Source organism: Paenibacillus taichungensis (assembly GCF_050994985.1).
In the GTDB taxonomy this organism is placed as follows: domain Bacteria; phylum Bacillota; class Bacilli; order Paenibacillales; family Paenibacillaceae; genus Paenibacillus; species Paenibacillus taichungensis.
Map to the genome: position 1 here is coordinate 5,883,166 of NZ_CP194720.1, position 14,129 is coordinate 5,897,294.

The following is a 14,129-nucleotide window of genomic DNA, read 5'->3' on the forward strand; positions in this document are numbered from 1 at the left end:
TTGATCCCATTGCTGAACATGAGTCTAACTATTTGTATACGAAAAAAGCTGCCATCAGCAGCTTCCTTACTCCAGTCAATTCGACTTATTGCACTTCCCTTGACTGAACCCATTCAGGTTAATTTTCGTCCGTGTATTCTTTGTGATGATCTTTTGCAGATATATCCGTGGGCCGTCTCGGCCGTCAACCAAAATCATTACTCATCAGCCTTTATGACAATCTCCTCCGCTGATGCATTCGAGCGAGACAGATCACGAAGTGGATTCCCTCCAACAAAAGCTCCCGGAGCTACATCCTTATGAACAACTGCTCCTGCAGCTACAACCGCACCGTCTCCGATGGTCACACCTGGCAGGATGGTTGAATTTGCACCGATCAGTACATTTTCCCCGATAATCACCTCACCGAGTCTGTACTCTTTAATAAGATACTCGTGAGCCAGGATCGTGGTATTGTAGCCAATCACGGAATTTTCGCCTACCGTAATTTTCTCCGGAAAGAAAACATCAACCATCACCATCAATCCAAAAGCCGTATGTTTACCCACCTTCATGCCGAGCATGCGACGATAGATCCAGTTCTTGACCGATAAAATCGGGCAGTACCGTGACAACTGAATCCAGATAAAATTGCGCACGCCTTTCCACGGACTCACAGTCTTATAGATATGCCAAAGTGCGTTATGGCCTTCTACGGGATAGCGGGTTACTTTTCTCATGAACGTTCCGTTTCAATCAGCTTAAGCAAGTCCTTCATGTCGTGCAAAATGTAATCCGGGTTATAGCCGCTCAATACGGCCTCTCCCTTAAGGGACCAGGCTACGCCTGCCGAAAGCGCACCCGCGTTCTGTGCCGATTGAATATCGACCGGGCTGTCACCCACCATCAATGTTTTGGAAGGATCTGCACCCAACTCTTCGATCGCCTTCAGGACTGGTTCAGCATGCGGTTTGGGATTGGTTACATCCGTAACTGTCACAATCGATTTCATATACTTCAACAGGTCGAAACGCTCCAGCACCTTAAGAGTAGATGGACGAATCTTCGTTGTGACAACACCCATCACGATTCCTGCCTCATGAAGAGCTTCAACGACCTCAATCACGTGAGGAAACGGCTGAACCATCGCCTCATGATGAACGTCGTTATACGCCCGATATCCTTTGACATACTCCGCAACATCCTCTTTCCCAGAGAACGTACGCATCTGATTCTCCAGTGTCCCCCCCATATGAGGAATGATCTGTTCGCGTGTCCAAGGGGTAGATAACTGCAAATCCTTCATCACATGAAGGAAAGAGTTGATAATTAGTTCATTCGTATCAATAATCGTTCCATCCAGATCAAACAAAACCGTGTCAATCATGTTGCATTACTCCTTTTTCTCTTCAGCTTGCTTCAGATCCTCTTTGGTCGAGACTGGAGTTACCGTGTCCTCTTTGCCTGCAACCGGGTCTGTGTGCACCATATCATCCGATGATTCTGAAGGAACTTTGGAAGATACAATTGGATCGCTATACCTTACATCTGCCTTGCCTGTCATTCTTCTCACAACGATGAAGACTACCGCAACAATAATGATCCCAATAGCCAGCAACTGCGAAATTCTTACGTTACCGTAGGCAGGATCAAGATATCCTTGCTCGAATCCCATAGCTGTCATCGGTGACCATAACCCATTAACCATGGAGGCAACCCATTGCGGAGCCTGGAATCCCAGACTGTCGGTACGAAGCGCTTCGATAAAGAAACGACCGATCGAGTACCAGATAAAATAGGACATAAACAGCTCACCAGCACGCAGGAACTTCTGACGACGAAGCACCAGCAAGATGACCAGACCAACAAGACTCCACATCGATTCATACAAAAATGCAGGATGATGGAATACACCTTCCACATTCATCTGATTAACGATAAAGTCTGGCAAATGAAGCTTGTCTCTCAAAAATGATTCTTCTACTGGACCACCATAAGCCTCTTGGTTTACAAAGTTACCCCAGCGTCCGATCATTTGTCCAACGATCAGTCCAGGCGCACAGATGTCGGCCATACGCCAGAAGTTATACCCTTTACGACGGAAGAAAATGACTGCACATATGATCGCACCAATCAGTGCGCCATATATCGCGATTCCACCATTCCATATTTTAAAGACATCCCAGAAATTATCCTTATAATCGTCCCATCGAAATGCCACGTAGTATATGCGGGCACCGATAATGGCAGAAGGCACACCAAGCAGGACCATGTCCATAAACACTTCCTGCGGAATGTTATACCGTTTGCCTTCCCGGATGACGAGCAGCAAACCTACAAGTGCCGCTGTACCGAGAATAAGCCCGTACCAGTGAACCTTTAACGCTCCGATGGAGAACGCAATGGGGTTCAACAGTAATAATGTATCCATTCATTCACACTCCTATAAATTGACTCATTCACAAGCAGGACCAACTGCTGCATGTCTCCAACACGCTATACAGGAGTAGAACACATCAACAATTGGCCTTTAATGATATAATAGAGCCTTCTCTTCTTAGTCCATGTCTTCCATATCTTCAGAGATCGTTGCTGTCAGCTTGTTCGTAAATTGCAGCGCAGCGTTAAGTCCCATTTGCTTAAGACGATAGTTCATCGCCGCAACTTCAATAATTACAGCCAAGTTCCGTCCCGGACGAACAGGAATGGTTACCAGAGGTACATCTGTATCGATGATACGTGTTGTCTCCTCATCCAGACCGAGGCGATCATACTGCTTATCCTGCTGCCAAGCCTCTAGACGCACTACCAGGGTGATCCGTTTATTATTACGCACAGCCCCTGCACCAAATAATGTCATCACATTGATAATCCCGACTCCCCGAATCTCAAGTAGGTGACGGATGAGCTCTGGTGCTGTTCCGTGCAGCTGGAAGTCTGATGTTTGCCGGATTTCAACTGCATCATCCGCAATCAAACGGTGTCCACGCTTCACCAATTCAAGTGCCGTTTCACTCTTACCAATACCACTACTGCCCGTAATTAGCATACCGACTCCATTCACATCACACAGTACGCCATGAATCGTTGCCGTTGGCGCAAGCTTACGCTCCAGGAATCCGGTAATACGGCTCGATAAAATGGTTGTAGCCATGTTGCTGCGAAGCACGGCCAGATTCTGCTCCTCACTGATTTCGATCAGTTCCTGTGGTACTTCCAGTCCACGAGTCACCAAGATACAAGGTGTTTCTTCCGTGCATAGGCGCTGCATCCGATCACGACGCTCGGCCTCAGGCAACATGGAAAAAAAGGCCAGCTCTGTTCTCCCAAGCAGCTGTACCCGTTCTTGTGGATGGTATTCAAAATAACCGGCCATTTCGAGGCCAGGACGGTTTAAGTCGTCTACAGTAATGACTCTCTTCAAACCTTGAGATCCGGAAACGACCTCAAGCTGGAACTGCTGTACCAATTCAGATACTTTCACTTTTTTCGCCATTTGTCTCTTCCTTTCAGCATTCGCTGCCTCTCTATGTACATCAGCATTTTTGCGTCAATTCCATTCCATTATTAGCGCATTCATTTTGTTTGTTTCAGGTTACAGATTTTACAAAACAAAACCAGCCTTCAAATAATCTTAAATGAATTCAGTGTTGAATGCAATCGTGAACCATGGCCGCCCATTAATCAAAAAAGCCCCTTCCAGCAATAACGGAAGGGGCTCAGATTACAATGTATAATTGCGTTAACTGATAGATTCCATCGTTACCGATGAATCTCAGTACTATTAGTCTTGAAGAAGAACGTTTGCTTCAGTCTCTTTGTCAAAGATATGAACTTTGTTCATGTCAATTGCCATTTTAACTGTGGAACCATCACGAGTGTTGGAACGTCCATCTACACGTGCGATTGTAGTGTCGTTACCTACACCGCTCAAGTAGAGGAGCATTTCGTGACCCAAGTTCTCTGTTACGTCTACGTGTGTAGAGAATACAGAGTTCGGGGATGCTTCCAGGAATACTGGCTCTTCGTGAATGTCTTCTGGACGAACACCCAGAATGACTTCTTTACCAATGTATCCTCTAGATTTCAGCACTTGTGCTTTACCTTGTGGGATTTCAACGTCCACACCAGGAGCTACGAAATGCAGGCTAGCACCTTGCTCAGCCAATTTACCCGAGATAAAGTTCATTGTCGGGGAACCGATGAAACCAGCTACGAACAGGTTAGCAGGGTGGTTGTAAAGCTCTTCTGGAGAAGCTGCTTGTTGGATGATACCATCCTTCATAACAACGATCCGATCACCCATTGTCATTGCTTCGATTTGGTCATGCGTTACGTAGATAACGGTTGTTTCCAAACGTTTCGCAAGTTTAGTGATCTCAGCACGCATTTGACCACGAAGTTTAGCATCCAAGTTGGAGAGAGGCTCATCCATCAAGAACACTTGTGGATCACGGACGATCGCACGTCCCAAAGCGACACGCTGACGTTGACCACCGGACAATGCCTTAGGTTTACGCTCAAGCAAATGCTCGATATCCAGGATTTTAGCTGCTTCACGTACACGTTTGTCGATCTCATCTTTTTTCACTTTACGCAATTTCAGACCAAACGCCATGTTTTGGTATACGCTCATATGCGGATACAAGGCATAGGATTGGAATACCATCGCGATATCGCGGTCTTTAGGAGCAACGTCATTAACGACACGGTCACCGATATAGAGTTTACCTTCAGAAATTTCCTCAAGGCCTGCGATCATACGCAGTGTTGTTGATTTACCACAACCGGACGGACCTACCAGTACCAGAAACTCTTTATCTTTAATGTCCAGGTTAATATCAACTACTGTTGCTTTATCAGAACCCGGGTATTTTTTGAAAATATGCTCTAAACGTACACCAGCCATGATTGTTGCCTCCTCAGAGATCATTTTGTAATCGAATACATTTTGTAGTTTTATATTAACCCATTTGCATGATGTTTGACTATTCGCAAACTGCACAAAAATATCAAAGCTTTTTCGTCACTTTGTACATAAGCAGTAAAAGCCTTACCAGAACAGCACTTTCGAAGTTTCTGACATCATATCCGATCTCCTGTTTGATCTTATCCAAACGATATACCAAAGTATTACGATGAATAAAGAGTCGCTTTGCCGTCTCACTCACATTACAATCGAGATTGAAGAAGGTCTCCAGCGTAGCCAGTGTCTCACTATCACTAAATAACACAGTACCTTTGCCCGTTTCCTGTATAAAACGAAGACGTTGTTGCACAGGAATGCTATCTACCAAACGTTCGAGTTGCAGATCCCAAGGGAGATGGATGTGTTGTGCGACATGGAAAGCCCTGCCCAAGTGTACACTCTCTTGAAGAAGTGCCGTGACAGGAGATAGCTGCTTTGCAGGGGTACATGGTAAGGATGCAGACAAATGAAATACGCCCGCCCATTCACTGGCCACCAATTCATAGAGCCCCTGACAAAAGGCATTCAGTAAATCCTTTCTGGCTTCCGTCGTATCCTCTTCAGCTTCGCCAGTGACAATCTGTTCATCACCTAGAAACACCCACTCCTGCGCTCCCACAGGAATCAGTATAATCTCTTCACCGAAATAACTTTCGAGCAACTTATTCAATTCCTTCGAACGTATGCGATGGGCATCAGGTGTCTCACATTGAAGTAGAAATGGGATTTTCTCTGTATTCAATTCTCCATCCAGTGAAAAACGATCTGGAATAGGCTCCTGCTGGACTGTTTGCTCAATCTGTTTGCGAAGCCATTGTCCCAATTCAGCAAGCTGTTGTTCTCTATCATTTTCATATATCACAGGCTGTTCTTCATCTAAAGATTCCTTATGACTACTAATGAGAAGTTCAATTAAACGCTGAACTTCCAGCGTAACGGCATCAACAGAACATGCCCAATATAAAAGAGTACCTTCTTCCTCGTTCATCCCGACTTTAAAATATATAAGGTCTTGTGTACGCCAACTGCTTACATCCTTAGCCAAACCAACCATCTTCTTATCATCACCTATGAAACCTTCGGCCTCTTTTGTAAGAGTATTATGAGCCACTGGAACAGTTCTACGATAAGCTGAGCTTAATCCATATTGATTCCATTCTTCTATAGTTATCACGGATTCGTCCAATGTAGTACCTATAATTGCTTCGATTTGTTGTTTTAGATCAGGTATGAGCTTCATATAATGAACGCCACCACTCTGCTTTTTTCTATTATTTTATCATATCTTGCGCAGCATCGCCTTTTTCAGTCTTTATTAGAGTTTCCACATTATTAATTTATTTATCTACAACAAAAAAGAGTGATTAATCAAATTAATGATCAATCACTCTTTTTTAAAAGATGAGTCATGAAGGGCTCGAACCTTCGACACCCTGATTAAAAGTCAGGTGCTCTACCAACTGAGCTAATGACTCGAAAAACTGGTGGAGGATGATGGATTCGAACCACCGAACCCGTACGGGAGCAGATTTACAGTCTGATGCGTTTGGCCACTTCGCTAATCCTCCAGGATTACATGGTGGCTCGGGACGGAATCGAACCGCCGACACGAGGATTTTCAGTCCTCTGCTCTACCGACTGAGCTACCGAGCCTTATTAAATTTTTAGATTAATGGCGGAACCGACGGGATTCGAACCCGCGATCTCCTGCGTGACAGGCAGGCATGTTAGGCCAACTACACCACGGTTCCAGGCATTAATGGTGCCGGCGAGAGGACTTGAACCCCCAACCTACTGATTACAAGTCAGTTGCTCTACCAGTTGAGCTACACCGGCGTATATGGTGGAGGCTGAGGGGATCGAACCCCCGACCCTCTGCTTGTAAGGCAGATGCTCTCCCAGCTGAGCTAAGCCTCCTGGGTAATATGGTAGCGGCGGAGGGGATCGAACCCCCGACCTCACGGGTATGAACCGTACGCTCTAGCCAGCTGAGCTACACCGCCATATTAATAATATTGATCTTGATTGCTTGTCCATCTTAAGGTAAAGATGGCGGAGAGAGAGGGATTCGAACCCTCGCACCGCTTACGCAGTCTAACCCCTTAGCAGAGGGTCCCCTTATAGCCACTTGGGTATCTCTCCAAATAGACAATCATGAACAATGCTTACAAGGATTGCTCCCTGAAAACTAGATCCGAAACGAAATGTGCGATTTACAACTTGCATATTGGATAAGCCCTCGACCGATTAGTACTGGTCAGCTCCATGCATTGCTGCACTTCCACCCCCAGCCTATCTACCTCGTCGTCTTCAAGGGGTCTTACATACTGGGAAATCTCATCTTGAGGGGGGCTTCACGCTTAGATGCTTTCAGCGCTTATCCCGTCCGTACATAGCTACCCAGCGGTGCTCCTGGCGGAACAACTGGTACACCAGCGGTACGTCCATCCCGGTCCTCTCGTACTAAGGACAGCTCCTCTCAAATTTCCTACGCCCACGACAGATAGGGACCGAACTGTCTCACGACGTTCTGAACCCAGCTCGCGTACCGCTTTAATGGGCGAACAGCCCAACCCTTGGGACCTACTTCAGCCCCAGGATGCGATGAGCCGACATCGAGGTGCCAAACCTCCCCGTCGATGTGGACTCTTGGGGGAGATAAGCCTGTTATCCCCAGGGTAGCTTTTATCCGTTGAGCGATGGCCCTTCCATGCGGTACCACCGGATCACTAAGCCCGACTTTCGTCCCTGCTCGACTTGTAGGTCTCGCAGTCAAGCTCCCTTATGCCTTTGCACTCTTCGAATGATTTCCAACCATTCTGAGGGAACCTTTGGGCGCCTCCGTTACTCTTTAGGAGGCGACCGCCCCAGTCAAACTGCCCACCTGACACTGTCCCCGCACCGGATTACGGTACCAGGTTAGAACCTAGATACGATCAGGGTGGTATCCCAACGGTGCCTCCACACAAGCTGGCGCTCATGCTTCAAAGGCTCCCACCTATCCTGTACAGATCGTACCCAAATTCAATATCAAGCTGCAGTAAAGCTCCATGGGGTCTTTCCGTCTTGTCGCGGGTAACCTGCATCTTCACAGGTATTAAAATTTCACCGGATCTCTCGTTGAGACAGCGCCCAAGTCGTTACGCCATTCGTGCGGGTCAGAATTTACCTGACAAGGAATTTCGCTACCTTAGGACCGTTATAGTTACGGCCGCCGTTTACTGGGGCTTCGGTTCACAGCTTCGGATTGCTCCTAACCGCTCCCCTTAACCTTCCAGCACCGGGCAGGCGTCAGCCCGTATACTTCGCCTTACGGCTTCGCACAGACCTGTGTTTTTGCTAAACAGTCGCTTGGGCCTTTTCACTGCGGCCCCCTCGTGCTATTCACACTACCGGGGCACCCCTTCTCCCGAAGTTACGGGGTCATTTTGCCGAGTTCCTTAACGAGAGTTCTTCCGCGCGCCTTAGAATTCTCTTCTCGCCTACCTGTGTCGGTTTGCGGTACGGGCACCATCACCTGGCTAGAGGCTTTTCTTGGCAGTGTGAGATCATGACCTTCGCTACTATAATTTTCGCTCCCCATCACAGCCCAGCCTTACGATGTGCGGATTTGCCTACACATCAGCCTCACTGCTTAGACGGACATCCATCAGTCCGCGTCACTACCCTGCTGCGTCCCCCCATTGCTCATAACGGCTTACGGTGGTACAGGAATTTCGACCTGTTGTCCTTCGACTACGCCTTTCGGCCTCGCCTTAGGTCCCGACTTACCCTGAGCGGACGAGCCTTCCTCAGGAACCCTTAGGCTTTCGGCGGATCAGATTCTCACTGATCTTTTCGTTACTCATACCGGCATTCTCACTTGTATAATGTCCAGCGCTCCTTACGGTACACCTTCAACCCTTATACAACGCTCCCCTACCCCTGATGCAAAGCATCAAGCCATAGCTTCGGTGGTGTGTTTAGCCCCGTTACATTTTCGGCGCAGAGTCACTCGACCAGTGAGCTATTACGCACTCTTTCAATGGTGGCTGCTTCTAAGCCAACATCCTGGTTGTCTGTGCAACTCCACATCCTTTCCCACTTAACACACACTTGGGGACCTTAGCTGATGGTCTGGGCTGTTTCCCTTTTGACAATGGATCTTAGCACTCACTGTCTGACTCCCGGAAGTAAGTCTATGGCATTCGGAGTTTGACTGAGCTTGGTAACCCTTGCGGGCCCCGCACCCAATCAGTGCTCTACCTCCACGACTCTGTTTTCCGAGGCTAGCCCTAAAGCTATTTCGGGGAGAACCAGCTATCTCCGAGTTCGATTGGAATTTCTCCGCTACCCCCACCTCATCCCCGCACTTTTCAACGTGCGTGGGTTCGGGCCTCCAGTGCGTGTTACCGCACCTTCACCCTGGACAGGGGTAGATCACCCGGTTTCGGGTCTACGTCCACGTACTACATCGCCCTATTCAGACTCGCTTTCGCTGCGGCTCCGGCTCTTCACCTTAACCTTGCACGGGAACGTAACTCGCCGGTTCATTCTACAAAAGGCACGCCATCACCCCTAAAACGGGCTCTGACTTTTTGTAAGCACACGGTTTCAGGTTCTATTTCACTCCCCTTCCGGGGTGCTTTTCACCTTTCCCTCACGGTACTGCTTCACTATCGGTCGCTAGGAAGTATTTAGCCTTGGCAGATGGTCCTGCCGGATTCATACGGGGTTTCACGTGCCCCGCACTACTCGGGATACATCTCGGAGAGAGCCAGACTTTCAAGTACAGGGCTTTTACCTTCTTTGGCGGGCCTTTCCAGACCTCTTCGTTTAACCGGCTCCTTTGTAACTCCATGTGAGATGTCCCACAACCCCAAAGAGCAAGCTCTCTGGTTTGGGCTTCTCCGCGTTCGCTCGCCGCTACTGACGGAATCACTATTGTTTTCTCTTCCTCAAGGTACTTAGATGTTTCAGTTCCCCTGGTATGCCTCTACATAACCTATGTATTCAGTTATGAGTAACTGGAAATTACCCCAGCTGGGTTTCCCCATTCGGACACCCCCGGATCAAAGCTTGCTTACAGCTCCCCGAGGCAGTTTCGTTGTTCGCCACGTCCTTCATCGGCTCCTAGCGCCTAGGCATCCTCCGTGTGCTCTTAGTAGCTTAACCAATTGCTCAGATGAGCAAATGCAATCTACCGTTTTTATTGAAACTTGTTTACACAAGTTCAGCTTAAAAAGGAATGTTCTAATTCGCAATTTTCGTTTCGATATCTAGTTTTCAAAGAACAAGCTCCATGCAAAAGCAAGCTGTTTGAGAGTTTGAGCTCTCAAAACTGAGCAACGAGTGAGTAACTAGCCGACCTGGCTAGATTTTGTATTTGAATGTTTCCACTCGGGAAACGATTCTCCATAGAAAGGAGGTGATCCAGCCGCACCTTCCGATACGGCTACCTTGTTACGACTTCACCCCAATCATCTATCCCACCTTCGGCGGCTGGCTCCTTGCGGTTACCCCACCGACTTCGGGTGTTATAAACTCTCGTGGTGTGACGGGCGGTGTGTACAAGACCCGGGAACGTATTCACCGCGGCATGCTGATCCGCGATTACTAGCAATTCCGACTTCATGCAGGCGAGTTGCAGCCTGCAATCCGAACTGAGACCGGCTTTTTAGGATTCGTTCCACCTCGCGGCTTCACAGCCCGTTGTACCGGCCATTGTAGTACGTGTGTAGCCCAGGTCATAAGGGGCATGATGATTTGACGTCATCCCCACCTTCCTCCGGTTTGTCACCGGCAGTCACCTTAGAGTGCCCATCCGAAATGCTGGCAACTAAGATCAAGGGTTGCGCTCGTTGCGGGACTTAACCCAACATCTCACGACACGAGCTGACGACAACCATGCACCACCTGTCTCCTCTGTCCCGAAGGAAAGATACATCTCTGTACCGATCAGAGGGATGTCAAGACCTGGTAAGGTTCTTCGCGTTGCTTCGAATTAAACCACATACTCCACTGCTTGTGCGGGTCCCCGTCAATTCCTTTGAGTTTCAGTCTTGCGACCGTACTCCCCAGGCGGAGTGCTTAATGTGTTAACTTCGGCACCAAGGGTATCGAAACCCCTAACACCTAGCACTCATCGTTTACGGCGTGGACTACCAGGGTATCTAATCCTGTTTGCTCCCCACGCTTTCGCGCCTCAGCGTCAGTTACAGCCCAGAGAGTCGCCTTCGCCACTGGTGTTCCTCCACATATCTACGCATTTCACCGCTACACGTGGAATTCCACTCTCCTCTTCTGCACTCAAGTCACCCAGTTTCCAGTGCGATCCGGGGTTGAGCCCCGGGATTAAACACCAGACTTAAATGACCGCCTGCGCGCGCTTTACGCCCAATAATTCCGGACAACGCTTGCCCCCTACGTATTACCGCGGCTGCTGGCACGTAGTTAGCCGGGGCTTTCTTCTCAGGTACCGTCACCTTGAGAGCAGTTACTCTCCCAAGCGTTCTTCCCTGGCAACAGAGCTTTACGATCCGAAAACCTTCATCACTCACGCGGCATTGCTCCGTCAGGCTTTCGCCCATTGCGGAAGATTCCCTACTGCTGCCTCCCGTAGGAGTCTGGGCCGTGTCTCAGTCCCAGTGTGGCCGATCACCCTCTCAGGTCGGCTACGCATCGTCGCCTTGGTGAGCCGTTACCCCACCAACTAGCTAATGCGCCGCAGGCCCATCCCCAAGTGACAGATTGCTCCGTCTTTCCAGTTCTCTTCAGGAGAAGAAAACAACTATTCGGTATTAGCTACCGTTTCCGGTAGTTGTCCCAAGCTTGAGGGCAGGTTGCCTACGTGTTACTCACCCGTCCGCCGCTAACTATCAGAGAAGCAAGCTTCTCATCAAGTCCGCTCGACTTGCATGTATTAGGCATGCCGCCAGCGTTCGTCCTGAGCCAGGATCAAACTCTCCAATAAAGTATTGAAAAGAGCGATAAGCTCATTTTGAAACTGACGAGATTAAAAATCTCATTTGTGCTCCAGTCGATCCAAGCCAAGGCTTGTCTCAAACTTTCGCGTTCATTCTGCAAGCAGAATGTTTACTCACTCGTTGTTCAGTTTTCAAAGATCAAACTTGATAATTTTCTTGCTTTTTCGTCACCATTTTCTCTCAGCGGCGACTTTTATAATATACCATACTTCGTTTGTTTCAGTCAAGCTTTTTTTGAAATTCTTTTTTCGAGTTCTTATCGAACTCAATCATTTCGTCAAAAGCATTTAACCAAGCAAGCAAAGCAACGAGATATAATGTACCATATAAACATTGAAGGAGTCAACTACCCAAACAAAGAAATTTTCAAACCCAATAATAAACCAACACCCGGCAATCCCAGAATGCTTACAGTACCTATTGTAGCAGGGTTCAGCGGAATGTAAGTTCCGGTGATCCAACCTGAATAATTAACAACATATATCCCCACTGCAGCCAGTACGAGATGAATCCCGAATGATGTAAAAAAAGATAGCCCAATTCTTTTTCTAAATAAGATGATTATCAGTCCTAGTAACGACACAACAAGCACACTGCCTAATATAAGACTCTTCATACTCTCAACACCTCCATAATTGAATGTCACACCCCCACCTACATACTCACTCCCCGATCACCTATAACTGCCTTATTAATCCCTACACGTTTAGCGCGCTTCAAATGAATCTGATATTTACGCTCCGCGGCCTCCAGTACATAGATCGCATAATCGATCTCATCCTGCCCCTGTGCCTCTTCAAACTGTCTAACAGCCCGTTCCCACTCTGCCTTGGCTTTCTGTATATCTGAATAAATCTGGTCCTCTTCCATCTCCTTGAGCATTCTTTCACGTCTCTCCACCGATCTTCCTACATTTCGCCATGTAAACATAAGCCATCCCCTTCCTGATCAGCACAGCATATTCTCATACATATCAGGGAAAGGACAAACTTAGAACTGAGCTAAATAATTTATTGAATCGTTATTTTAATCTCAACGACATTCTATGAATTTATTACCATACATCAGTAGAAACGAGAGACTTCACATTAAGCAACGTTAGAAAGGGAATTAAAACAAAAAAAAGAGAGCCTAGTAGGCTCTCTAAGTAATCCAAACTCATCTATTCTTTTCTTTTTAGGATAACAATCATTATAAACGCATGTTCTTATTAAGAAACACGCATTGCTATCTCATCTCCCTGCGCCCTTCCAGCGCCTTGGAAAGAGTCACTTCATCCGCATACTCTAGGTCGCCTCCAACAGGCAATCCATGGGCAATCCGAGTCACCGAGATCTCAAACGGACGGACCAGACGGGAAATATACATTGCCGTGGCCTCACCTTCGATATTCGGATTTGTAGCCAGAATCAGTTCTTTAACGCGCTCATCGCTCAAACGGGTCAAAAGTTCCTTCAGACGGATATCATCCGGACCTATCCCCTCCATAGGAGAGATTGCACCCTGCAGCACATGATAGTATCCATCAAATTCCTTGGTACGCTCCATAGCCACCAAATCTTTGGAATCCTGAACTACACAGATTACCGAAACATCCCTGGATTTATCCTGACAGATCCGACACGGGTCAGTATCCGTAATATTACAACACACCGAACAGTAATGAAGATTCCGCTTCACACTGACAAGTGCTTTGGCAAAATCAATAACGTCATCTTCCTTCATGTTAAGCACATGAAAAGCTAGTCGCGCTGCAGTCTTGGGGCCAACACCCGGCAAACGGGTGAAGGCGTCAATCAGCTTCGCTATCGGTTCGGGATAATACAATCGATTGCGTCTCCTTTGATAGGATCAATTTTAATTAAAATAATCCCGGAATTTTCATGCCGCCTGTGAATTTACCCATATCTTGGTTCGCAATTTCATCAGCTTTGGTCATTGCGTCATTGACTGCTGTCATAACCAGATCCTGCAGCATTTCTACATCTTCTGGATCAACCGCTTCTGGCTTGATAGTGATAGCCAGCAATTTCTTATGTCCGTTAACTTCAGCAGTTACAACACCGCCACCGGAAGTACCTTGGACTGTTTTGTCCGCCAGTTCCTCCTGTGCCTTCAGCATTTGCTCCTGCATTTTCTTCACTTGTTTCATCATTTGGTTCATGTTGTTCATGATTATTCATCTCCTTTGGTATAGTTATCGCGCCAAGCGCATG

10 protein-coding genes, 8 tRNA genes and 2 rRNA genes are annotated in these 14,129 nt (G+C 47.5%); all 20 read right to left on the reverse strand.

Going from position 1 to position 14,129, the window contains the following annotated elements:
* Window positions 1-197: 197 nt before the first annotated feature.
* The 20 genes from ACR1R9_RS26570 to ACR1R9_RS26665 all read right to left on the reverse strand — a co-directional run bounded on the left by ACR1R9_RS26570 (window position 198) and on the right by ACR1R9_RS26665 (window position 14,086).
* Window positions 198-719 carry an acyltransferase gene (locus ACR1R9_RS26570; RefSeq protein WP_076292007.1) on the reverse strand — a complete coding sequence of 174 codons (522 nt, stop codon included), beginning with the start codon at window positions 717-719 and terminating at the stop codon, window positions 198-200.
* Window positions 716-1,366, reverse strand: coding sequence for a pyrophosphatase PpaX (gene ppaX, locus ACR1R9_RS26575; protein WP_099859253.1), 651 nt, complete (start codon window positions 1,364-1,366; stop codon window positions 716-718). The genes ACR1R9_RS26570 and ppaX overlap by 4 nt, the downstream gene beginning before the upstream one ends.
* A gap of 6 nt (window positions 1,367-1,372) precedes the next feature.
* Window positions 1,373-2,410: a prolipoprotein diacylglyceryl transferase gene (gene lgt / locus ACR1R9_RS26580; protein WP_433922301.1), complete on the reverse strand. Its 1,038-nt coding sequence runs from the start codon at window positions 2,408-2,410 to the stop codon at window positions 1,373-1,375.
* A gap of 126 nt (window positions 2,411-2,536) precedes the next feature.
* The gene (gene hprK / locus ACR1R9_RS26585) at window positions 2,537-3,475 is read right to left on the reverse strand and encodes an HPr(Ser) kinase/phosphatase (RefSeq protein ID WP_113054202.1); all 939 of its coding nucleotides are present in this window, start codon (window positions 3,473-3,475) and stop codon (window positions 2,537-2,539) included.
* A gap of 288 nt (window positions 3,476-3,763) precedes the next feature.
* Complete coding sequence (locus ACR1R9_RS26590; RefSeq protein WP_076292011.1) at window positions 3,764-4,888, reverse strand: ABC transporter ATP-binding protein; 1,125 nt, start codon at window positions 4,886-4,888, stop codon at window positions 3,764-3,766.
* Window positions 4,889-4,991: 103 nt separating this feature from the next.
* Window positions 4,992-6,188, reverse strand: a complete 1,197-nt coding sequence (locus ACR1R9_RS26595) for a PucR family transcriptional regulator (RefSeq protein ID WP_433922300.1) — start codon at window positions 6,186-6,188, stop codon at window positions 4,992-4,994.
* 162 nt (window positions 6,189-6,350) lie between these two features.
* Window positions 6,351-6,423 (reverse strand) — tRNA-Lys (locus tag ACR1R9_RS26600).
* A gap of 7 nt (window positions 6,424-6,430) precedes the next feature.
* Window positions 6,431-6,516 (reverse strand) — tRNA-Tyr (locus ACR1R9_RS26605).
* A 9-nt stretch (window positions 6,517-6,525) separates the two neighbouring features.
* A tRNA-Phe gene (locus ACR1R9_RS26610) sits at window positions 6,526-6,601 on the reverse strand.
* Between the two features lie 20 nt (window positions 6,602-6,621).
* Window positions 6,622-6,699 (reverse strand) — tRNA-Asp (locus ACR1R9_RS26615).
* 9 nt (window positions 6,700-6,708) lie between these two features.
* Window positions 6,709-6,784: transfer RNA gene (locus tag ACR1R9_RS26620), tRNA-Thr, on the reverse strand.
* Window positions 6,785-6,789: 5 nt separating this feature from the next.
* Window positions 6,790-6,865 (reverse strand) — tRNA-Val (locus tag ACR1R9_RS26625).
* Window positions 6,866-6,874: 9 nt separating this feature from the next.
* Window positions 6,875-6,951: transfer RNA gene (locus ACR1R9_RS26630), tRNA-Met, on the reverse strand.
* 47 nt (window positions 6,952-6,998) lie between these two features.
* Window positions 6,999-7,090, reverse strand: a tRNA-Ser gene (locus tag ACR1R9_RS26635).
* Between the two features lie 85 nt (window positions 7,091-7,175).
* Window positions 7,176-10,102 (reverse strand): 23S ribosomal RNA (locus ACR1R9_RS26640).
* Between the two features lie 246 nt (window positions 10,103-10,348).
* Window positions 10,349-11,900: ribosomal RNA gene (locus ACR1R9_RS26645) — 16S ribosomal RNA — on the reverse strand.
* The 16S and 23S rRNA genes sit together here with 8 tRNA genes alongside, the layout of an rRNA operon.
* A 359-nt stretch (window positions 11,901-12,259) precedes the next feature.
* Window positions 12,260-12,529, reverse strand: coding sequence for a pro-sigmaK processing inhibitor BofA family protein (locus ACR1R9_RS26650; protein WP_063567659.1), 270 nt, complete (start codon window positions 12,527-12,529; stop codon window positions 12,260-12,262).
* A gap of 38 nt (window positions 12,530-12,567) precedes the next feature.
* Window positions 12,568-12,843 (reverse strand): DUF2508 family protein, encoded by a 276-nt coding sequence (locus ACR1R9_RS26655; protein WP_076292182.1) that lies wholly within the window; start codon window positions 12,841-12,843, stop codon window positions 12,568-12,570.
* A gap of 297 nt (window positions 12,844-13,140) precedes the next feature.
* The gene (recR, locus tag ACR1R9_RS26660; RefSeq protein WP_062329683.1) at window positions 13,141-13,740 is read right to left on the reverse strand and encodes a recombination mediator RecR; all 600 of its coding nucleotides are present in this window, start codon (window positions 13,738-13,740) and stop codon (window positions 13,141-13,143) included.
* A 34-nt stretch (window positions 13,741-13,774) separates the two neighbouring features.
* Window positions 13,775-14,086, reverse strand: coding sequence for a YbaB/EbfC family nucleoid-associated protein (locus tag ACR1R9_RS26665; RefSeq protein WP_024628773.1), 312 nt, complete (start codon window positions 14,084-14,086; stop codon window positions 13,775-13,777).
* Between the last annotated feature and the right edge of the window lie 43 nt (window positions 14,087-14,129).